Raw genomic sequence first — 19373 nt, 5'->3', positions numbered from 1 at the left:
GGCACGGCCAGTGATCCAACCCGCAGAGTTCACCATCAGTGCATGGAGCCACCTCGTCGACCTGGTCGTGGATCCGCCTCAACCTAAAGACCCCATCGAGGCGCTCAAAGCGGCACAAAGCGGCAAGACACCGCCAACCCTCAGGGTGCCTCTGGTCTTCACCGGTATCTATGGCGGACCCATCCACCTGACGATCGAGGTCCTTGATCACGAGCCGGACACAGTCGCCCCCGGTTGGGAAGACGTTGCGGACGTCTCCCTGGTCATCCCGGAAGGCAAGGTGCACTTCAACGGGCCCACGGGTTCGGACTCCCACGAGGTCGGGTTCATGTCGGCGGCGGAGGCGGGCAGCTATCGGGCCCGGCTTCACGCTGTCGGCAGGGACTTGGACTACGACGTCGTCGTGGAAGAGTCGAAGGAAAGGCACCTGGTGCAGTTCTGGAAGGCTCCGTTTGCGAACACGATCGTACTGGCTAATGCTTCATCGGTGTCAAAGTCTTTGCCGCGATTTGTCGCTATGTGGCAAAGCAACCTCTGACCGGTCCAAGAACACGCAAAAGGGGGCCGCGTCGCACACTGTGCGGCGCGGCCTTCTTGTGTGACGTTCCTGAGCAGCCTGTCCTACGTCGGAGTCGTGGAGCTATTCGTCAACGAGAGCTAAGAGTTCTCAGGACCTACACGATGGGCCCGGTCCGCTTTCGAGCAAACTGGGCCCTTCGTTCATAACGAAGGGCTCTCCTGAACCCCTGGCGGTATGCAGATCAGAGGGATTTTGCGTGGTGCGTCCGCAATGCCGGTTTCGATGCCTTCAGCTGGGCCCCGGCCGCGGCGAAGAGGGCGAGCCCGGCAACGTTCAGGAAGACCCAGGAGCTCCGGGGCATCTCGACCGGCAGCAGAGGGTTCCACAGGACAGTGACGAGCGCGAAGACTGCGACCCACCCGGTCTTCTTCTGCCCGCCTGCCACGGTCCAGATGGCCACGGCGGGCCCCACCCAGCGCAGCAGCACATAAAACTCATAGGGCATCGGCAGGATGGCCATGAACATCGCAACGGCCCCGATCGAAGAGGGAATGACAGCCGGATGGAGTGTCTCCAGAACGCGTCCTTCGAGCTGCTTCTCGCTATAGCCGGGGGCAGCCGGATGCCTGGTCCGGTCATGCCAGGACGCGCCACCACAGTTCGCTGTCCGTTTGTGCCTTCTCTTGGTTCCCCATACCCATCCTCCACCGGGACTTTTTCGCATTGGTGGCGCAAATGTTGATGCGTAGTCCGATCGACCTGCGCTATAGGTGTGGGAGCATGAGGCTATGGGGGTCTTTGAGCGATTTCATACAGGCTATGTGGGGCAGACAGGTGTACCCGTCGGGGTCTTCGTTGCCGTTGATCATCTTCGCCGGACCGGGAGGCTCAGCGAAGAAGAGATCGTTCTCTATGCCGTCGTCGATGACTGGTTTCAGGAGAACCTTCCGAATCCTTCGTTTTACGATGACGGGAACTCTATAGGTGCCGTCACCTGGTTCCGGCATGCCAGTGAAGGTATGACCGATCGCTTACGACCGCTCCTGTCGATTCTCGATTCGAAGGGCGTGGCTTGGGAACGGTCCGTTTCGGACGATCCCGGAAGAATTGTTTATGAAGATCATTGGCAGGTCGGTGTCATTCCGTCGTCAAGACTTGGCATGACACCTTTGCCGTACCCAGGCAAATTAGGGCCGAACGACTGGTTCAAGGTGCGGAAAGATATTCTTTCCATCCACCGGCCGTAAGTCCCGGAACCAACGAGCACAGCGAGCAATCACGCCGAGCGATCCACCATTGGGACTCAGGGATTCCCATCTTCGATTAGCAGTGAAGGATGGTGAGCATGACACATGACCCGTGGGAATGCACTGAACTGTCGGAAGCTCCTAAGAACTGGATACGTGCCACCGAGAACGGTTGGGGCGCCCTGGTCCTCTGGGCTGCCGGTCCTGCCAACTTTGCGAGAGTACGTTCAGCAGCGCGCGACCGTTTCGGTTCGATGGTCCGTCGATTACCAGAGGGAGGAGAACAAGGACAGCCATTCCTGCTGACCGAAGCTGACCTTTCATCCATCGACGACGCCATAGATGTCTACCTGGCCGCGGCGGACATCCCACCAAGGCCCCGGGGATTCGATTGGTATATCCGTCGCCCAATCAATTACGACCTGAACGACGAGACGTTCTGGGGTGTCGTATGGGCGGCCACGACCGAAAGACTCCCCCACGACGGACTGCGTCCGGCGACGATGGTGGATCCCGCGAAAGAGGCCATGGCTAGCTTTTACCGCGATTGAGCGAGTCGCAGCCATCCCGTTCGAGAAATTCGTCCCGCTTAGGGTTCCTGGAATGACCACGGTGCTACAGCTCGACGTCGTTCCTGAATTGGTTGTTGAGGCTGCCACGTACTCGTGCATCAAGGACAGGACCTCGCACGAAACATGCTCCGTTTACAGGGTATGGAGTCGGTGCGATGCTGAACGCATCGCGGCCGCGTGGGCTGTGGTCGAACAGGGGGAAGTGGGAGATGCAGTGGAACACGCCGACGCCAGGGAATCCTTGGCCACATGACATGGTGATCTCAGTAGATGATCATCCCTTGTCGCTGAATCTACTGCTGTTCGTTCGGCACGCCTGGTCAATTGCGCGGGACATCGATATTCCTGCACTCAACCCAGCCCCGAACATGGGGGCTTCCGAAATGCCAGTGTCTGCCAGCAGTGAAGAGTGGGCTGATCGCTGGCAAATCGCTTGGGATCGGGCATGGGACTGGTACAACATTCAGGAGCCGGACCGGATGAAGCACCCCACCCAGAAGCTAATGCGGCAAGTTTTGCAGCCGGGGCAGGAACTTCATCCGCTCATACCTCCGCTTTGGACCACTGAGTACGACTGGGACGGCCTGGATAGCAGTGCTTTCAATAATTGGCATAACGCTCTAAGCCCGATTCCTCCCAGCGATGCGGAGCCTAGGAATCTATCAGACCTGATCCCCGCATGGGAGAGCGGCCTGGACACTGTTATCGTGCTGCCGTACGCGGGGTACTTCGCTAGACGAGTTACCCGTCGTCACCTTGCAGTTTCTGCCGCAACTCGAAATGATCCCGCCACCTACGGCAGAGCTTTGCGTGAGGCTGCACTGTCATAACGGCCCGCTGAGGGTTCCCGTTTCGGAACTTTCCGAGCAGGATCCGCATCTGCGTCGCCCCCCGGACTCACCCGCGATACATGGCAGGATGTCGATTACTTTGGTGGGGAAAGGTGGCCGATGTCTTTTGGCCCGATCCAGAACCATGCGATTGCTCCGAGCACGGGCGCAACCAGGACGATGAGAATCCACACAGCCCGCGCCGTAGGGTCAATGGTCGGGTGCTTTGCAATCTGCACGAGGGCGGTAATAATCAGCGCCGTCAACGCGAGCCCCAGGACGCCTACCAAGAGTGGCCACATGGGAACCCCGTCAAAACCTAATCTCATGTCTCCCCCGAAAAGTTTTTGCTACCATCGGCCCCTCAGCGTTCATCCTCACCGTACTCGTCCGGGCAGGGAGGCAAAAGGATTTCGGTCGCACCCCAGCTGGACTTCTCTGGCAACGGCATCCCGTTCAAGGTTCGTCCATTGGGACGCTTCAGACAGAATCTGTTGCGGTCGGCTGATGGCCTTAGGGATCAGTCCACATGTCCAGGTCGTGGAGGACTCACTCGCCTATCGGCGAGCTATGCCGTCTCACTGAGACTCGATGTCTGCGGGCTGCACGGCAGCACGCAGATTGTCGAGGCGGAAGATCGCTGCCGGCACTTGCTCGTCGCGCAGGGTGGTGAACTGGATCTCTTCAAGGTCAGCTGAAGCGAGACGAATGGCATTCTCTAGACCTGAACCGTCGTTCTCAAAGAGAGCGGCAACGCTATCTAGGACGGACTGGGTTTCAGCAAGCGTGCTGGTTCCGTTCTCTAGATTTTTGATGGCCTCCAGCACCTTCCTAACAAGGCGGCAGTTGTAATTGTTCATCGTCCAACCACTAGGTTGGCCCCACGTTGGAGATCCGACGCGAGGAATGAAAGGTCATCTAGGGCCATGAGTGAATCCTACGGGGACCAGGACTGTCTGTCGGTTTGCCCGTTGAAGGATCCTTAGCTGGGCGGCCGTTTCAATGTACCCATCGCTTGCAGGTAGGTATCGAGGCACAGGGTCACCGGACTCGTGCCAGGCCGTTCAAAAGGCCAGAGCCCCTTCAAATGTTTTCGCCCTCTTTCCTGGATACACTCGCAACAGGGGGCAGGATGATGAGAAAAATTGATGAGTGGCCGTGGAACAGATCCTGGCCATGGATATTCTTCATAACCCCGATCGTCCTATTCACCGGATGGCTATGGATGCCCATAGGACGGTGCGCCGGATACACCGAGGACTATGAAGGAGACACTTCCTGCTATCTAGGCCCCCCAGCTGGTTACACCGCAACCTGGGCGATAACCGCGGTGTCCCTCTTCCTGGTGACAGCTTTCGCAGCAGGCCTAGTCAGAGCGCTATGGCGGAAACACCGAGGCTGCAGAAGAGACCAGTAACGTCTCGATTACGGCTCTAGATGCCACGTTCCCTACAAAATTGCATTTGCGTAAGAGGGGTTCCGGCCGGCCAACGAGGGATCCCTGAGCGGGCGCTGTTTCCGCACAGCGACGGACATGCTGTCCGGATTCCGTAGGGCCGAAAGTCGCCGGTGGCTGGACTAAGCTCCATGCAATGACATTGTGGCGCTGTGGTGCCACGTCTATTGGGGGTAGAAAAGCGTGAAGCATCAAAGTCTGAGGACTGCCGCGGCGGTGACGGCGGTCCTTTTCCTGGGGGCGGCACCGGCCGTGGCGGCTCCTGCGGAGATTATCGACGCCGGCGGGACACCCCTCGGGGTAGTGGTTGGTGCTGATGGCACGGCGTACGTGGGCGATTACGGCGCGGGCGGGATTCGGGTGATACCGCCGGGAGCGTCCCGGCCTTCGCGCACGCTCAGTACGGGTATCAATGTCTCCGGGATCGCATTGGCCCCGGACGGCACGTTGTACGTGGCACAGCAGGACAGTGCCTTGGGTGAGGCAGTGGTGGGTGTCATCCCGGCCGGGGCGGCGGGTGTCGTACGGAGCATTCCGGTGTCGGATGGGAACCATCTGATTGCCGCCGGACCCGATGGGACGGTCTTCGTTCCGAACCCCGCCGAGGGCACCGTGTCGGTCATCGCACCCAATGGATCGGCAGTGGACCGCATTGTCACGGTCGGGGCCGGCCCGGTGGAAGTGGCGGTCACGAAGGACGGCACCGCGTTCGTGACGAACCAGTACGGCGGGACGGTCTCGGTGATCCCGGCCGGGGCGAACACCGTCTCGCGGACCATCCAGGTCAGCTCCACGCCCGGGAGGACAGAGAACCCCCACGGGATCGCCGCCGGCCCGGACGGGACGATCTATGTCACCAACATCAGTTCCAATCACGTCGCCGTCATCAAACCAGGCGCTGACACCGTGGCCTACCGCATCTATGTCCCGGGCGGACCCACGGAGGCCGCCGTCGGGCCGGACGGGGCCCTTTACGTGGCCAGCGCCCTACGTCCCGCCCTGTCCGTAATACCGCCCGGGGCCACAGCGACCGGTCCCTCCATCCCGACAGGGAGCAACCCCGGTCGCCTCGCGGTAGCTCCGGACGGGACCATCATCGTGACGACCCCGGGCAGCGGCTTGGGAAACGGTTCCGTGGCCCGCTACGCAACCGCCGCTGCAGTTGCGGCTTCGGCGCCCGCCCCAGCCTCAGCACCGGTATCCGACCCGAACCGACCCGGCGACGCGGCGACAACCCCGTGGAGCTCTCCGGCCGGAATTGCGGGAACGGCCGGAGCGGCAGTTCTCGTCATCGCCCTGCTCATCGTGGCCACGCAGCGCCGGCGAATGGCGTCCCTTCGCGACCGCGCCAGCGGGTCAGAGGAACACCCCGCGGATCACCACAGCGCAGGTTTCTGGAGCGGGCACGCCGATGCAGGCCAAAGCAAGTGATCTGGCCCGAGCGGGCTTAACCGGTTGTCCCGAGCTGATGTGGAAAACCCGGACAGTAAACCGTAGCCACGGCTATCCGCGGGCCCACGCCACCCTTTCACCAACTTCGGATGGGCAGTTCGGTCGCAGGCAACGGTGTGCAGAGGTAGGAGGGGTCGCCAGCTATCTATATATGGCACGCTTCACCCCGCCGAAAGAAGTCAGTCCGAGCCACGATCGTCGCAAACAGGAAATGGCGGAAACACATGCCACTAGAGTTCATGGACATGCTGGCGAAGCCCACTCTTGGTTTCAGCCAGGCACTACTCTCAAATGCGAACCCGGAGTCAGTCCTGAATCGCTGCGCCTGCACGCCGAGTGGTATCGATAGAGTCCCGTAGAGGGATCGGCACACGGAACGGTCTGCTGGCGGTGTTCAAGGACTGCTTCGCGGTCTTTTCGTGTCTAACAGGTACGGTCAATCGCGGCGGAATGCGCTGTTACGCGGAAGCCCACTCAATGCTTCCACGACCACTCGCCATTCGGGCCCCAGCTTCGTGGTTGATACAACTCGCCCGAGCACGGGCCAGCCAGCTTCGTCCCGGGCAAAGTGTCGCTGAAGTAATACGCGTCTGCCATCGCTGGTTGCTGCCACAACCAAGAGGACTTCACCCCGGTCGGGTTTGACGTCATAGAACGTGCCCTCATGTTGGTGGACAGGGCGTTTGACGACTGGGTGCCATGTTGTCCAAGCCTCTGCTGTGAAGAGGAAACCATCGGCTCCGGTCGTGCGGACCCTCTCAGCCATACCGCTAAACATGGCGAGCAGAGTCGGTTTTGAGACCGCACTAATTTGGAAAGTATCAACTAGGTTGCTGCCCTTGTAGAGCAGCATCCAAGGCATCGCTTCGCTGTCGACTGTTAGGTAGACGGAGGCGCGGCGCATCTGTTGTAAGGACTCTTTGATAGGGTCTCCGTCCAACTTGAAGACGCTGCCATAGCGCTGCTCTAAGTCCTGTTGGCTCACAGATGGGTCCCGCTGGACGGACATTATTTCCATGGCGAGTTCGTGGCGCGTTGAGAGGTCAACAGTTCGACTGATCGGTGCCTGGCTTCCCCAGGCCATGCATTTTGGCCTGCTTCTGTCCCGATTTTTGGTGCAATCACGCTCCGGCAATCCGAGGTCAGAACACGACATTTCATCGTCAGAGTGAAATGCGGCGACGAGTGCGGCCAATCTTCCGTACAGGTGGCTGGCTACCTCAAGTAGCTCCTTGTCAGGCAAGGAGTTATCTACCCATTTCCTGGACACTTTCACTACCCCTGACCGGATGCTCTCCGGCTTGTTCAAGAGGTATGCAGACAACAATTCGTCAGCGCTGGACTCAGGAGCCGCTTCCAGCTTCCCGCCGTACCGGCTGTGGTCTAATGCCGCATGCTCGACCCATGCGAGGCTGTGGAGGGACAGGTCGGCCTCGTGAACGACCAGATTCCGAGCCTTCACCGCCCACTTGTAGAGGCGGTCGCCCTTGACCGTTGTTTCCCATTGCTTAAGCGTTTCCTCGCCTCCCGGTATGCTCCGTTTTCGTCGGGCGATGGTATCGATGGTGCTTTGAAACGAAGCGAGGAACGAGTTGAAGCTGCGCCGGAACCGATGAGGATCGAAGTAGGCATCGAGGGCGTCGTGCCATTCCGCATGCGCGTCATCGAGGCGGCGGTGGGCATCAGGCACGGGGCAACTCATGAGTCCAGTATCCCGTGACCGCGGTACTGGGCTCGGCGCCTTCCCGATCGGTCTAGGCGGCTGCAACTCAACGACGCAGCCATCCTTTAGGTATTGCGGGGTACCCTCGGAAGCGCCCGGTAAAGGATCGGCTTGAGGGGCAACCCCGCTGCGGCGCATCTGTCCCGGCGAACGTGGGGCTCACGACCCCACCAACCAGTGCACCGACATTGCACAGCCTTCCCAATCAGGCGCTGCGCCTCCGTCGTCTCAGGATGCCGATTAGGACCAGTACCATCACTGATACTGCGCCCGCTACGACGGAAGTTGTCCAATCGCTTCTAATTGCCGAGACCACGAGGGAAGCAATGGCGAGCAACAGTGCGATGACGAGAGCTATCGATACAACCTTCGCAGTATTCATTTTGCGGACTTCGCAAACTTATGGCCTGATCTAGCGGATGTGGATTTCATTGACTCCCCTATGTGCAATCCGACGAGCTCCAATGCTGACACTGAAGGAGTTCACCGCATAGAGCGGCTCATACTTCGCCCGATGATGGTGGCAATCCAATGAACGTCACATTCTTGGCCGCCGTGGGCCTTCGGTGCTGCATCGCCAGTTTTCGTCCCGGTCAAGGTTCCTCTAACGGACCGGCTTGCGGGAACGAATTGGCCGGGAGCGTGCGGAGTCTTATTCCCCTCATTTCGCCCGCCCTTATGCTGGGCTCATGGCTATCGTTCACAGGGCTACTCTGACTCCGTCGAAAATGGAGCTCCTTGAACGCTGGCTGCCCAACCAACAATGGTTCAGGTGCATCGGGCCAATAAACCTCGTACGTGTCGGCTCCTTCCGCTTTGACGATCCGGACGGCGAGGTCGGCATCGAAACACTTCTCGTTGCAAGCGAGGGCGCAGTTTTTCAGGTTCCAATGACGTACAGGGGTTCGCCTCTTCCAGGCGCCGACCCGTGCCTTGTCGGCACGATGGAGCACTCATTTCTCGGAACGAGATGGATTTACGACGCCGCCGGTGATCCCGTCTATGCATCCGCCCTGGCTGCCACCATTTTGACCGGAGAGCCTCAGGCCGACCAGTACTCCGAGGTCGATCGGAAGATGGAAATAATTCCCGAGTCCGTACATCTGCAGAGCACCGGAACGTCCAACACCAGAGTTCCCGTCATCGGCTCCGCAGTTCCCGACACCATAGGCGATGTGACAACCATTGAAACAGAAAACCTGGAGATGTCAGTTCGTCGGGCACTCAACCTCGTTGGTAGTCCCCCAAAGCTGAGGAATCTCACCGCCACTTGGGATCAACAGTCCACGCCAGTGCAGCTCGCATCGTTGACCCAGACCTGAACGGCCGGTGATTGCCCCGTCCGAGGGTCTGCGGGCGTGCCTCAGTCCTCAATTCCGTACTAGGCTCGCGGGGTGTCTACCACCCAGAATCCCCAAGTGATAGTACTGAACGGCGGCTCCAGCTCCGGTAAGTCTTCAATTGCTCGGGCGCTTCAGGAAATCCTCCCGGGCATTTGGTTGACTTTCGGCGTCGACACTTTCATCGACGCCCTTCCTGCTGGGGGTGACAGCCCGCGCGCGGGAATCTCCTTCGAGCAGGACGGCACCATCACTTTCAGTCCTGAGCATCGGGCCTTGGAACGCAGTTGGTACACCGGACTCAGCGGTATAGCCCGCGCAGGGGCCCACCTGATCCTCGATGAGGTCCTTCTATCAGGGAGAGCGGGACAGGAGCGCCTGCGTTCAGCCTTCAGCGGTGTCGAACTGATCTGGGTGGCCGTGCGCTGCGACCCGGACGTCGCCGCATCCCGCGAGGCACGACGCCTCGACAGAGCGGAAGGGATGGCGCGACAGCAAGCTCTAAGCGTGCACGACGGAGTGGTTTACGACATCGAGGTCGACACCACGCATAGCTCCGCGGAAGAGTGCGCAGGCGACATCGCGCGCCAGCTCTCGCTTGAGGCATTCGCCCGCTAAGGGATCCATCACCGTGCACATTGATGAAGGGTGGAGACGTCCGGTGAGGGGTCGGCTATGGGTTGTTGGGCCGTCAGGTGTCATCCTTGGCGAGTTCGTCGAGTGCTGCGGCGAGGAGTTCCATCTCGCCGGTACCTCCGTGTCCCTCGTCTTCGACGATGGTCAGTGTGCTCGATGGCCATTCGCGGTGGAGTCGCCACGGGGTGATGGCTGGTCCGCTGATGTCGCGGCGGCCGTGAATCAGGTGGGCGCGAATGTCCTTCAGCTCGTTGATCCGGGCGAGGATCGAATCGGGTCCGGGGAGGAATGCGTCGTTGGACCAGTAGTGTGTCACGAGCATCGCGAAGCCGAGCCGCGTGGCATCGTCTTCGTGTCGGAGGCCGCGCTGGTCGGGAGTGTCCAGGGATACGTGGATGCTCTCCCACGTATCCCAAGCGAGTGCGGCTTCTGCGCGATCGATCGGGTCTTCAGACGCAAGCCGCCGCGCGTACGCGTCAACCACCCGTTCGCCATGTCCGCGTTGTGAGGCATCGGCGAACTCATTCCAGGCTTCGGGGAAGACACGACCGATGCCTTCCGTGATCCAGTCGACCTCGTCTCGTCCGGTGGTCGTAACGGCCACGAGCGCCAGACCCAGAACGCGGCCGGGGTGCGCCAACGCGTAGGCCAGGGCCAGCGTGGTGCCCCAGGACACACCTGCAAGCACCCACTGCTGTATCCCCAGCCGTTCGCGCAACTGCTCAGCGTCGGCGACAAGTTGCTGGGTGGTGTTCAACGCCAAGGTTTCAGGCGTTTTGCTCACGAGTGGGCGGCTGCGGCCACACCCTCGCTGGTCGATCCCGACGATCATGTAACGGTCGGGGTCGAAGTGGCGGCGGTACCCTCCAAGGCCCAATCCGCTACCAGGGCCACCGTGCAGCCAGAGCGCCGGCAGGCCATCAGGATTCCCTGACACCTCCCAGTACAGCTGCGCACCGTCATGAAGATCGAGCAGGCCCGAATCGAAGGGCGCCAAGGGGGAGTACTTCATGTTGCAACCATACGAGAACCTCCTACCATCAGCCGTCCGTTGATGGACCGGCATATGGGACAGCTTGTGAGGGCGGGTATGCGAGAAATATTTTGCTGTGCTTCGTGGGGTGGTGAGCCAGCACGAGTGCCCCAAAGGTATGTCTGTTCCGTCGACGGGTGCACATAAAGAAGAGCAGCGGTGAAATGGCGGTTTGGAACCCCTTGTGCAATGGCAGAACGCCATGCAAGAGTGCACCATCAGTTGGCGGCGGTTTACACCGAAACCCCGTCCGGACGCAGGGGGAAGCATTGAAAACTCGAAAACTCGGCGCGATCGGCGTCGTTGCTGCATTGGCTTGCCCGCCAGGTGAATGAATCCATCCAGGCTGGGGTCGCGCGCACCCTCAGCACAATTCCAGTGGGTGTGTCTCGCCAAATGACCGCCACCGAGTATCAGGTGCGCGTGGCCGAGGTCCTCAACCTTTTTGACATCGAAGCGGTAGGCGACGAAACGGGAATTCGTTACGGGGGCGAGGGCGTTGAGCTGGAAGATCAGCCCCTAGAAGCGGCCATCCGCATACTCATTGGGAGGCGATTCGGCATCCCGGAATTCACAAATGTGAGCGAGCCAGGCAGGAGGCCCGCGTAGCGTTCGGCTTACGGGCGGCGCTTTCCGGATTCCTCGCTGTTGGTCCGACATAGCCCGAAGGATTGACTCGAGGGCTTGCGTGGCAAGCCCCGGACCTTAGGGTGTAGTGATGACGGCGCGTTTAGAGGAAGCCCAAAGTATTTCCACTTTGCTCGCCGGGCTCGATGACGCCGGCGTGCAAATGCTTCTCGATGCTGCTGAGCCAGTAGGCGTTGGTATCGGGGGAACAACCAAGAAAGTCCGCATCGGTGAACGGACTGCCTTCCTGAAACAACTCCCACTGACAAGCGTCGAAGAAGCCGATCCGACCGCCACCACAAGCAGGCTTCAGCTTCCCTTCGTCTCCCACTACGGCATAGGAAGCCCTACCCACGCGGTCGGGCGAGAACTGGCAGCGCATCAAGCAACGTCCACGTGGGTACAAGCAGGAACCGTGGATTTCTTCCCGCTGCTGCTCAACTGGCGAGTATTGAACCTGAAGTGTGAGGCAGACCTCAGCGAGTTCGACGGCGATGCTTCTCCCCGCCAGTGGGGGCTACATTGGCCTCAAATGCAGAGCAAACTTGCCGCGATGGAGTCCGCATCTAAAAGCATGGTGTTCTTCCTTGAGTACGTGCCCGAGACGCTGGGCGCCTGGGTGCGCAGGTGCGTAGCTGAGGGCACTGGGGCGACCGTCTTCCCTGACGTGGTCGACCAACTTCTTGAAGCCACGGCATGGATGAACAGCCAGGGATTCCAACACTTTGACGTGCACCCGGGAAACATCCTCGTTCGAGAGGGCAGACTACTCTTCACGGACTTCGGCCTGGCACTTCACCGCGAATTTGACCTCACTGCGGAGGAAAAAGCATCAATGCCCGATCATGACGGCTTCGACCGTGATACTGCCCTGATGCACCTGTTCCACTGGACGCTATTCGAACTCGGCTATACCTCCGGTCTTCAGCGGCTGGAGTTGTTGCGTGCCGCCGCCGCTGACCCCGCCACACCAGCACTGGACCCAGTGCGTGCGGCACTCGGCGACGGTGCTGATCTGATTGCGCAGCATGCGAGTGTCGCCGTCTATATAACCGAGATGTTCGGCGTCCTCATGGAGGATGCGTTCGCCACGCAATATCGACACCACTAGACCTTGGAGCCCAAGACGGCCAGTCGTCCCAGTGAGCGATCCCCTTGGGGACAAGTAGTGGCCGTGCAGGCGACTTCGACAGATCAACACCAAGCCTGCCAGCGGGTACCAGACCTGCCAAGAACCATTAGAGGAAATGACAGGGTGGCCCCATGGGGGAAACAACGAGCGAGCGGATTTCGAGTTGGACACCGGCCAGCCGCAGAAGAACTCTCCTCGCGTGGGTAGCCGTGGCAGCAATCCTGGTCCTTGGTTTGGGGCGCCTACGCCGGCACGCTTCTATCGATCGCCGGACTCGACGGCTTGGCCGGGATTGCCTGCGATGGCGAATACCGGACGGCGGCCTGCGCCCCCGGGTCAGGATGGCGAAAGTTCGAAATGACTGTCACTCTCGCTCAGCTCGTCGCCCTGCCCATCCTGGTCTTTAAAGGGATCAGATCGGCTTCGGGGGCCTGGTTCGACCGCGGCTGGATGCTTTGGCTCTCCGTGGTCCTGCTGATCTGTTTCGCAGCGGCACCCCTGAACAACCCACACCTCATCTACCTCCAGTAGCTTCTGCCGGTCCCAGCCGGTTCCGTGGGACCGGGGCGGCTCCAGCCGCGAAAGGGGCCGTTTTTGAGTTGGAGGCAGTCAAGCCCAGCCCGCGCCACGTTGTACCGCCATGAGCGCTCCCTTGGCCCGTACGATCGTGGAATGAGTCGAGTCGTTTTCATGTGCGGCCCAGCCGGCGCAGGTAAATCCACGATCGCTCGGCAGCTGGAGGCTGATGGAATGACTCGGCTCTCTGTCGACAAGGCTGCGTGGCAGATGGGACTGCGCACCATGCCCCTCGGGTTGGAAAATCAACGCGAGATTGATGCAGCACTCCGGGCACGCCTGGTCACCCTTGTCGAGTCAGGTGAAGACGTGGTCCTCGACTTCTCGTTCTGGTCGCTAAGCATGCGTGAGGAATACCGCCGTCTGCTCAGGCCGCTGGGAGTGGAGCCAGAGACCATCTATTTGGCCACGCCTCGAGACGAGGTCTTGGCCCGCATTCGTGCCCGGGGGGCGAACCACCCGGACGACTTCAGTTTGAGCGAGGAACTGGCGGCCGAGTACTTCGACCACTTCGAGGTTCCGACTACGGACGAAGGCCCATTAAGGGTCATAGCCGGCCCGTAGAAGGTTCCCTCACCGAACCCATCACTGGTCGTCTAGGTTGTTGTCGGGCCGGGTCCGGGGTTGCGGAGAGTGATGGTGGGATTGATCGGTGTGGAAGATCCGTTCGTAGATGTCGTACACGGTTGCGGCCTTGCCGTCGTTGTATCGACGTGAGTCCCTAGCATCCGCGGCAGCGCGTTTCGCCTCAGCGTAGATCCGCCGGTCCTGCTCATGTGACCGCAACCATGCAGCGAAAAGCTCATGCCGTCGTGGTTCCGTAGCGTGCGGGGCCCAGACGTGCAGATTGGTGTTCGGCTCGTTAAAGGTGAGATGTCGATGCGCGTCCCCCGCCACGTCGTCCCGAAAAATGAGCCTGAATCCCACTGACTCCAGCCGAGGGACGTAGCTAGGTTCAGCAGTCGGATCGGGTACGGTCAGGTCGATATCGATGACGGGTTTGGCCAGGAGGCCGGCAACTGCTGTCGACCCGACATGACGGATGCACAGCGCTTGCTCCGGGATCGTCTGGCTGATCAAGTCATGCATCGACGTGAACTGTTTCACCCATGACGGGTGATGTTCCTCAAGCGGACCGGGTTGAACTTGTCGGTGAGCGACACGTCCAGCCTGACGGCGGGCGTTATTGTCGGGTTCGAACGGGCGCCACAAGGGATGGGTCATCACAACCCCGATCGTTACACGGATGGGAAGGCACGCCAAGTGAGTAGCTGGCCTCACACATTCAAGGATCACCGGAGCAGGGCTGTCCTACTAGCGCACCATCCAAATCTCGACCACTTGGGACGCAGGCGTCCGGTGATGGATCCCTCAGCTTACGCAGTGTGTTCAACCGTGATTCGCTGGCCGGAGTGCGGGAACGTCGTTCTTCGCCGGCGTAACGGTTAGCCTTGCGATGTGATCGATTACGACTCCAGGCTTGTCGACCTCTACGACGAAGACAATCCCGACGGGCCGGACCACGACTTCTACCGCGTACTGGCGGACGAACGACAGCCGGAGTCGGTGCTGGACCTCGGCTGCGGCACAGGGATACTGACCGTAACCTTTGTCCGGGACGGCAGGACCGTTGTGGGGGTGGATCCCTCAGCGGGCATGGTGACCTACGCACGCCGGCGGCCTGGGGCCAGCTCGGTGACGTGGATCCTGGGCGACAGCCGCAGCATCCCTGACATCCGGTTCGACTACGCGGTCATGACGGGCAACGTTGTGCAGCACATTCTCGACCCGGACTGGGAACGTACCCTGCGCGACGTTCGCAGCAGCTTGGCGGCCGGCGGCACCCTCGCTTTCGAAAGCCGCAACCCCTCCGCGAGAGCTTGGGAGGAGTGGGGATCGGGTGCCCGCACCACGCGGGAAACGCCACGCGGCGCACTAGTTGAGTGGGCGGATGTGAGGGAGCTGAGCGCTGGTGTCGTAGAGATCGCGTTCCACAACCTGTTCTTTGAGGCAAACGAAACGGTCACGGAAACCCTGTGCCTCGCCTTCCGTGAGCGCAACTGTTTGGAAGGCCAACTGCGCGACGCGGGGTTTGAGGTGGAGGCGGTGTACGGCGACTGGCAGCGATCTCCTTTCACCGCGCAATCGCCTCTGATGGTGTTTGTCGCGCGAGCACGGTGAGGGATCCCCTTGCGAACGCTGGCAACTGAAATTCTCTGCGCCGTCGGTCCAGGGCGCCGGCTAGTGGCAGTCGATGGCGTGGATGGCAGTGGCAAGACATCCTTCGCCGCAAACCTGGCATTCGAGATCCAGAATCGACCCGTGATCGTCATCCACGCCGACGACTTTCTGAACCCCTCGACTGTCAGGCATGCCAAGGGACGTACTTCACCCGAAGGATTCTGGGAGGATACCTACAACTACGCGGCCCTACGGGATCAGTTGCTCGCTCCACTCGGCCCAAAGGGGGACGGCTGGTACTCGCCGGCTTCCTATGACTCAGTGACCGACCGAATGAAACAAGCGGAATTCGTTCGCGCTCCGTCAGATGCACTGGTCGTTGTGGAAGGCATGTTCCTGCACCGAGATGAACTCGCCTCCTACTGGGAGGCATCGGTATTCCTGGACGTTCCGTTCATCGAAACCGCGGCACGAATGGCAGTACGGAACGGCAGCAACCCCGACCCGGAGCACCCAACGATGCGCCGCTACGTCGGCGGACAGCGCCTCTACTTCGACGCTGCACGACCCTGGGAACGTGCCACGTTCGTCGTGGACAACTCGGATTTCACTTCCCCGAAAGTCATCCGTCCCGACATGGTTTCAACTGTCCGGTGAGGGTTCGCCTTCCGGGCGCGCCAGAAACGTCTTGCGCGACCGAACCCTGTGGGTCCCGGAGCTTTTTGGCGTCATTCTGTCACCGCGCATTGGCGCGGGTTTGGTGCCCGCACTCCCAAGGGCTGCAAGCACATCGGGGCGAGGGCGCCGCTCAAATCAACCAAGCTGGTGCTTGGACCAATGTGGACCAGATCGTTTCTCATCCTTGTGGCAGCAGCAACGGACTCGACCGTCGGAGGTAGGCCAGCGTCTAGACCAAAGCTGCGGCGATCACTGAGAGAATCGCGAGCAGTCCGACGACGATCACGGGTGCGTTCCACTTGGAGACAACAACCTCATGTGTGGAGGTGTATCCGGCGGATCGGGCGTCCTGCCACGCGGCGACGATGGCATCACGTCCAGTCCTCGTCTCCGGCTGGCTGATGCGTTCGTTGCTCGGGAGCATGCTGAAGGGGCGGCTATTTACGTCTACTCTATTCTGGAATCCGGAGACGAATGCGGACGGAGGGGTCGGAGCGCCCCAGCTCGCGTATTTTTTACCGGCCGCCCAGATGGCTGTGGTGAACCGGACTTCGATGTCCTTCACGGTCCCGAACGGTATCTGGTGGTCGCGCAAACCATTGATCACCTCAAACCCAAGGGCGTCGATACGCAGACACGGCCGCCACTGGGAGGCGTAAACAAACCAGGACAGCAAAACCAGCCAAGGCGCAGCGCGTATTGCGGCATTGAGATCCTCGGCAATCAACAACCACGCCAGCGTGCCGGCAGCGAACAACCACACTCCGGCGGCCACCGGTCGTGCCGATGCCGAGCGGAGCGTTATGGCCGGCCGCACCGTCGCATAACGACCGGATCCGCTGACTGTGTCTGGCTGTCCCTTAACCGGGCCTTCGTTTGATGTCTGCAATGGTCCCCCTCCATGCCCGGGCGCCCGCCCAGTGAAAGAAACCTATCCTAAGAATCGCCCTGTTCGGTTGTCCGTCGGAGTGGGCCAATACCCTTGAAACACGAAGGGGGCCTTTGATGCATGACCCCTTCTTTCGGAGACGGCAAGCGGGTGAGCGTCGCCGCGAACCCCCACCTTCTCTAGGAACCGGTGGCGTCCGGGACCATCCAGAAACCTGCAACTGCTCCGGTGCCGGGGTTGTTGGTGGGATAGAACCCTTGGACCTGAACCGGGCCTGCTTCGATGTCGACCTGAGCTTTTGTGGCTTTTCCGCAGATGAGATTCAGTTCAAGTTTGCCGCCGTCCCGAAGGCCCTCCTGGGAAATGTACAGGTACGCGGTCGGGGCACCGACGCAGGCCGCGGTAATTGTGTACGTTCCCTTGGCCAATGCCCTGACCGACTTACGGAACCCGCTTCCACCTAGTCCACCGACACCTTCCAGAACGACGATTTCTGGCCCGGCGCCGAGTAAGGGGTCGAGGTCTTTGAAGTTCCGATTTTCGGCGTTTGCAAGATCAGGGGCCGTCGGCAGCGGCGACGGAGGTGCCGGCCGGCTGGTTCTGGAAGGCGCCGAGGTCGGATCTGCGCCGTCATCCGCATATTCGCAACCGGACAGGCCCGTTACCGCACAAGCCGCGGCCAACAACAGCGCAGCCCCACGGAACCACGGCATTCTTCCCCCAGGTAATGACATGCCCAGAGCCTACTGGGAGTACGACGTCAATTAGCCACTTTATCCCGCTGGAACGGCAGCTCTTTTGGGTCGCGTGCTCGATTTGGCAGGCAGACAAGAAACGAGACGCCGATACAAAGCCGCCCTCAAGGTCTGAGCCGGACCACTGTCGCATGTCGTCTGCCCTCGTCTGCCCCGTTTTTGTTGTCTCCGCTATCAAAGTCGCTAGCTGCTGACCGAAACGTCCGGTAAAGGATCCCTTTATCGGGCCTCCTCAACCTTCTGATGAGCTGAAACGCTGGTGGGCGCCCGGCGTTATCCCTACTTCGGATACGGTCGGCCGGTAACTGCCCAAGGCAAGTGGCAACAGGACCAATCCCATCCAACTGCTCGTTCCATTGGTTTAGTTGGGCCCGCGCAGTCGATTGAAAATATCTCCAACAATGTGAAACCTTTTGGCTGCTCCCGGACAATACAGGGCATGGGGAACATTGAATCCGATGACGACGGGCTCTGGACGCGCAGCCTTAACGGTGAGGGCGACGCCTTCGGAGTGTTGTTTGACCGGCACCGCGACAGAGTTTTCCGCCACGCCTACCGGCTGTCCGGGAACCGGCATGACGCTGACGACATCATGGCAACGTCGTTCCTTGAATTATGGAGACGCCGAAGCAAGGTGCGGCTCGTTGAGCGCTCTGTGCTTCCCTGGCTGCTGGTCACCACCACGAATGTGGCACGCAACAGCGGACGGACGGCGTTCCGCCACCGCAGACTCCTCAACTCTCTACCCCGGGATGAAGCCGTTTCCGATCCCGCATCGAATCAGCACTTGGACGACCAGATAGACGGGGACGCGGCCCGGGCCCTAGGAACCCTTAACGCCTTGGACTTACAGCTAGTAAGCCTTGTCGTATTCGAGGAATACACCATCGCAGCAGCCGCAGCCGTCCTGAACCTGACACCGGCGGCGGCCAAGTCCCGCATGCACCGGGCGCGTCAACGCATGAAAAAGGCCATCATCGGGGAGTTGCGGCCAACCCCGGCTTTAGAAGGAGACAGGTCATGAACCAGTTGCACCCCGACGACACGTTCAGCAAAGCCCTGCGGGCAGAACTGGTTTCACGTACCCAGAAAGCGTCACCCTCACGGACCAGGGGTCGCACGCGGCTGTGGATCAGCGCCGGGGCGCTGGCAGGAGCGGGCCTTGTGGCCGGCACGACTGTCCTCGTCACCGCCTCTGCACCGGCACCACCGGACAGGTTTTTGGATGCGTCACGAATCATCCCGAGCCTGGCGGAGCCGCAAAAGGACACGGACAAAATCCCGGCCACGGTGAATCCGGAACTCTTCAGCTACATGATGGTGGATGCTGTGTCCCGGCGGGACATCGACCCCACGAAGACACGGCGGATCGGACAGACTTCAGCGCAGACGTACTACGCCGCCCCCGCCGGCGATGACTACATCTGCATGATTGGGGTAGACAAAAAGACGGGGAACAGCGATGGAGCAGGGTGCGTGTGGCTGAAGAACTTCGAGTCCTACGGGATGAAGTCCGTGAGCGCGGACGGCAAGGAATCGGTGTGGCTGATGGTCCCCGCGGGCGTGAAGAAGAACCTCGAGTCCGTAAAGGATGAACCTGGCTGGACGCAGCAGGGGCCGAACTTCCTGGTTCGGGAAACTGACTAGGAACAGTGCGGCTCCGGAACGCCATTTCCTTCCCACGACGTCCAGCCAGCAACGGAAAATGGGGCACGATGAAACCGAT

At 60.5% G+C, this 19373-nt stretch carries 23 protein-coding genes; 15 read left to right on the top strand and 8 right to left on the bottom strand.

Annotated features, from left to right (window positions below; all coding sequences use genetic code 11):
- Positions 1–10: 10 nt before the first annotated feature.
- Positions 11–538, top strand: a complete 528-nt coding sequence (locus AC06G6_RS07345) for a GDP-D-glucose phosphorylase 1 family protein (RefSeq protein ID WP_307463290.1) — start codon at positions 11–13, stop codon at positions 536–538.
- Between the two features lie 223 nt (positions 539–761).
- Here the strand turns inward: AC06G6_RS07345 and AC06G6_RS07340 are convergent, their stop codons facing one another.
- On the bottom strand, positions 762–1046 hold the full coding sequence (locus tag AC06G6_RS07340) for a DUF6804 family protein (protein WP_479827731.1): 285 nt from the start codon (positions 1044–1046) through the stop codon (positions 762–764).
- Between the two features lie 262 nt (positions 1047–1308).
- Between AC06G6_RS07340 and AC06G6_RS07335 the strand changes: the two genes are divergently transcribed.
- From AC06G6_RS07335 to AC06G6_RS07325, 3 genes are all read left to right on the top strand, one after another.
- Entirely contained in the window at positions 1309–1767 is a 459-nt protein-coding gene (locus tag AC06G6_RS07335; protein ID WP_307463297.1) for a hypothetical protein, read from the top strand.
- A gap of 98 nt (positions 1768–1865) precedes the next feature.
- A complete protein-coding gene (locus AC06G6_RS07330) occupies positions 1866–2318 on the top strand; it encodes a DUF5956 family protein (RefSeq protein ID WP_307463300.1) in 453 nt (150 codons plus the stop codon).
- Between the two features lie 275 nt (positions 2319–2593).
- The gene (locus AC06G6_RS07325) at positions 2594–3169 is read left to right on the top strand and encodes a hypothetical protein (RefSeq protein ID WP_479827728.1); all 576 of its coding nucleotides are present in this window, start codon (positions 2594–2596) and stop codon (positions 3167–3169) included.
- 95 nt (positions 3170–3264) lie between these two features.
- Here AC06G6_RS07325 and AC06G6_RS07320 read toward each other — a convergent pair whose 3' ends face one another.
- Both AC06G6_RS07320 and AC06G6_RS07315 read right to left on the bottom strand, forming a co-directional pair.
- Positions 3265–3471 (bottom strand): PLD nuclease N-terminal domain-containing protein, encoded by a 207-nt coding sequence (locus AC06G6_RS07320; protein WP_479827726.1) that lies wholly within the window; start codon positions 3469–3471, stop codon positions 3265–3267.
- Between the two features lie 276 nt (positions 3472–3747).
- Entirely contained in the window at positions 3748–4029 is a 282-nt protein-coding gene (locus tag AC06G6_RS07315) for a hypothetical protein (RefSeq protein ID WP_479827724.1), read from the bottom strand.
- Positions 4030–4841: 812 nt separating this feature from the next.
- On the opposite strand from AC06G6_RS07315, the gene AC06G6_RS07310 reads away from it, so the two are divergent.
- The gene (locus AC06G6_RS07310) at positions 4842–6056 is read left to right on the top strand and encodes a Vgb family protein (RefSeq protein ID WP_479827722.1); all 1215 of its coding nucleotides are present in this window, start codon (positions 4842–4844) and stop codon (positions 6054–6056) included.
- Between the two features lie 457 nt (positions 6057–6513).
- Here the strand turns inward: AC06G6_RS07310 and AC06G6_RS07305 are convergent, their stop codons facing one another.
- Positions 6514–7767, bottom strand: coding sequence for a hypothetical protein (locus tag AC06G6_RS07305; protein ID WP_479827720.1), 1254 nt, complete (start codon positions 7765–7767; stop codon positions 6514–6516).
- Between the two features lie 722 nt (positions 7768–8489).
- On the opposite strand from AC06G6_RS07305, the gene AC06G6_RS07300 reads away from it, so the two are divergent.
- A complete protein-coding gene (locus AC06G6_RS07300) occupies positions 8490–9122 on the top strand; it encodes a CG0192-related protein (RefSeq protein WP_479827718.1) in 633 nt (210 codons plus the stop codon).
- A gap of 72 nt (positions 9123–9194) precedes the next feature.
- Complete coding sequence (locus tag AC06G6_RS07295) at positions 9195–9758, top strand: chloramphenicol phosphotransferase CPT family protein (protein ID WP_479827716.1); 564 nt, start codon at positions 9195–9197, stop codon at positions 9756–9758.
- A gap of 73 nt (positions 9759–9831) precedes the next feature.
- On the opposite strand, the gene pip is transcribed toward AC06G6_RS07295, so the two are convergent.
- Positions 9832–10788 carry a prolyl aminopeptidase gene (gene pip, locus AC06G6_RS07290; RefSeq protein WP_479827714.1) on the bottom strand — a complete coding sequence of 319 codons (957 nt, stop codon included), beginning with the start codon at positions 10786–10788 and terminating at the stop codon, positions 9832–9834.
- Positions 10789–11205: 417 nt separating this feature from the next.
- Between pip and AC06G6_RS07285 the strand changes: the two genes are divergently transcribed.
- The 4 genes from AC06G6_RS07285 to AC06G6_RS07270 all read left to right on the top strand — a co-directional run bounded on the left by AC06G6_RS07285 (position 11206) and on the right by AC06G6_RS07270 (position 13708).
- Positions 11206–11418, top strand: coding sequence for a hypothetical protein (locus AC06G6_RS07285; RefSeq protein WP_479827712.1), 213 nt, complete (start codon positions 11206–11208; stop codon positions 11416–11418).
- Between the two features lie 109 nt (positions 11419–11527).
- Entirely contained in the window at positions 11528–12547 is a 1020-nt protein-coding gene (locus AC06G6_RS07280) for a hypothetical protein (protein WP_479827710.1), read from the top strand.
- Positions 12548–12925: 378 nt separating this feature from the next.
- Positions 12926–13099 (top strand): hypothetical protein, encoded by a 174-nt coding sequence (locus tag AC06G6_RS07275; protein WP_479827708.1) that lies wholly within the window; start codon positions 12926–12928, stop codon positions 13097–13099.
- A 141-nt stretch (positions 13100–13240) separates the two neighbouring features.
- Complete coding sequence (locus tag AC06G6_RS07270; RefSeq protein ID WP_479827706.1) at positions 13241–13708, top strand: P-loop nucleotide/nucleoside kinase family protein; 468 nt, start codon at positions 13241–13243, stop codon at positions 13706–13708.
- A gap of 21 nt (positions 13709–13729) precedes the next feature.
- Here AC06G6_RS07270 and AC06G6_RS07265 read toward each other — a convergent pair whose 3' ends face one another.
- On the bottom strand, positions 13730–14368 hold the full coding sequence (locus tag AC06G6_RS07265; RefSeq protein WP_479828573.1) for a GrpB family protein: 639 nt from the start codon (positions 14366–14368) through the stop codon (positions 13730–13732).
- Between the two features lie 234 nt (positions 14369–14602).
- Here AC06G6_RS07265 and AC06G6_RS07260 point away from each other — a divergent pair, with 234 nt between their 5' ends.
- Together AC06G6_RS07260 and AC06G6_RS07255 are read left to right on the top strand one after the other, a co-directional pair.
- A complete protein-coding gene (locus AC06G6_RS07260; RefSeq protein ID WP_479827704.1) occupies positions 14603–15325 on the top strand; it encodes a class I SAM-dependent methyltransferase in 723 nt (240 codons plus the stop codon).
- A gap of 63 nt (positions 15326–15388) precedes the next feature.
- Positions 15389–15982, top strand: a complete 594-nt coding sequence (locus tag AC06G6_RS07255) for a nucleoside/nucleotide kinase family protein (RefSeq protein ID WP_479827702.1) — start codon at positions 15389–15391, stop codon at positions 15980–15982.
- Between the two features lie 250 nt (positions 15983–16232).
- Here the strand turns inward: AC06G6_RS07255 and AC06G6_RS07250 are convergent, their stop codons facing one another.
- Both AC06G6_RS07250 and AC06G6_RS07245 read right to left on the bottom strand, forming a co-directional pair.
- Complete coding sequence (locus AC06G6_RS07250) at positions 16233–16892, bottom strand: hypothetical protein (protein WP_479827700.1); 660 nt, start codon at positions 16890–16892, stop codon at positions 16233–16235.
- 179 nt (positions 16893–17071) lie between these two features.
- Entirely contained in the window at positions 17072–17626 is a 555-nt protein-coding gene (locus AC06G6_RS07245) for a hypothetical protein (protein ID WP_479827698.1), read from the bottom strand.
- A gap of 460 nt (positions 17627–18086) precedes the next feature.
- On the opposite strand from AC06G6_RS07245, the gene AC06G6_RS07240 reads away from it, so the two are divergent.
- Positions 18087–18671: an RNA polymerase sigma factor gene (locus AC06G6_RS07240; protein WP_479827696.1), complete on the top strand. Its 585-nt coding sequence runs from the start codon at positions 18087–18089 to the stop codon at positions 18669–18671.
- Positions 18668–19294 (top strand): hypothetical protein, encoded by a 627-nt coding sequence (locus tag AC06G6_RS07235; protein ID WP_479827694.1) that lies wholly within the window; start codon positions 18668–18670, stop codon positions 19292–19294. The genes AC06G6_RS07240 and AC06G6_RS07235 overlap by 4 nt, the downstream gene beginning before the upstream one ends.
- Positions 19295–19373 lie beyond the last annotated feature (79 nt).

The organism is Arthrobacter sp. CJL-S3, assembly GCF_056711635.1.
The sequence above is the reverse complement of the archived record's forward strand: the minus strand, read 5'-3'. Positions and strand labels throughout refer to the sequence as shown.

Bases quoted from the DNA above. Each gene is read 5' to 3' on its own strand.
- AC06G6_RS07340 (WP_479827731.1), bottom strand. From the start codon at position 1,046: ATGTTCATGGCCATCCTGCCGATGCCCTATGAGTTTTATGTGCTGCTG.
- AC06G6_RS07270 (WP_479827706.1), top strand. From the start codon at position 13,241: ATGAGTCGAGTCGTTTTCATGTGCGGCCCAGCCGGCGCAGGTAAATCC.
- AC06G6_RS07330 (WP_307463300.1), top strand. From the start codon at position 1,866: ATGACACATGACCCGTGGGAATGCACTGAACTGTCGGAAGCTCCTAAG.
- AC06G6_RS07315 (WP_479827724.1), bottom strand. From the start codon at position 4,029: ATGAACAATTACAACTGCCGCCTTGTTAGGAAGGTGCTGGAGGCCATC.
- AC06G6_RS07335 (WP_307463297.1), top strand. From the start codon at position 1,309: ATGGGGGTCTTTGAGCGATTTCATACAGGCTATGTGGGGCAGACAGGT.
- AC06G6_RS07265 (WP_479828573.1), bottom strand. From the start codon at position 14,368: ATGACCCATCCCTTGTGGCGCCCGTTCGAACCCGACAATAACGCCCGC.
- AC06G6_RS07325 (WP_479827728.1), top strand. From the start codon at position 2,594: ATGGTGATCTCAGTAGATGATCATCCCTTGTCGCTGAATCTACTGCTG.
- AC06G6_RS07300 (WP_479827718.1), top strand. From the start codon at position 8,490: ATGGCTATCGTTCACAGGGCTACTCTGACTCCGTCGAAAATGGAGCTC.
- pip (WP_479827714.1), bottom strand. From the start codon at position 10,788: ATGAAGTACTCCCCCTTGGCGCCCTTCGATTCGGGCCTGCTCGATCTT.
- AC06G6_RS07235 (WP_479827694.1), top strand. From the start codon at position 18,668: ATGAACCAGTTGCACCCCGACGACACGTTCAGCAAAGCCCTGCGGGCA.
- AC06G6_RS07280 (WP_479827710.1), top strand. From the start codon at position 11,528: ATGACGGCGCGTTTAGAGGAAGCCCAAAGTATTTCCACTTTGCTCGCC.
- AC06G6_RS07240 (WP_479827696.1), top strand. From the start codon at position 18,087: ATGGGGAACATTGAATCCGATGACGACGGGCTCTGGACGCGCAGCCTT.
- AC06G6_RS07245 (WP_479827698.1), bottom strand. From the start codon at position 17,626: ATGTCATTACCTGGGGGAAGAATGCCGTGGTTCCGTGGGGCTGCGCTG.
- AC06G6_RS07275 (WP_479827708.1), top strand. From the start codon at position 12,926: ATGACTGTCACTCTCGCTCAGCTCGTCGCCCTGCCCATCCTGGTCTTT.
- AC06G6_RS07320 (WP_479827726.1), bottom strand. From the start codon at position 3,471: ATGTGGCCACTCTTGGTAGGCGTCCTGGGGCTCGCGTTGACGGCGCTG.
- AC06G6_RS07285 (WP_479827712.1), top strand. From the start codon at position 11,206: ATGACCGCCACCGAGTATCAGGTGCGCGTGGCCGAGGTCCTCAACCTT.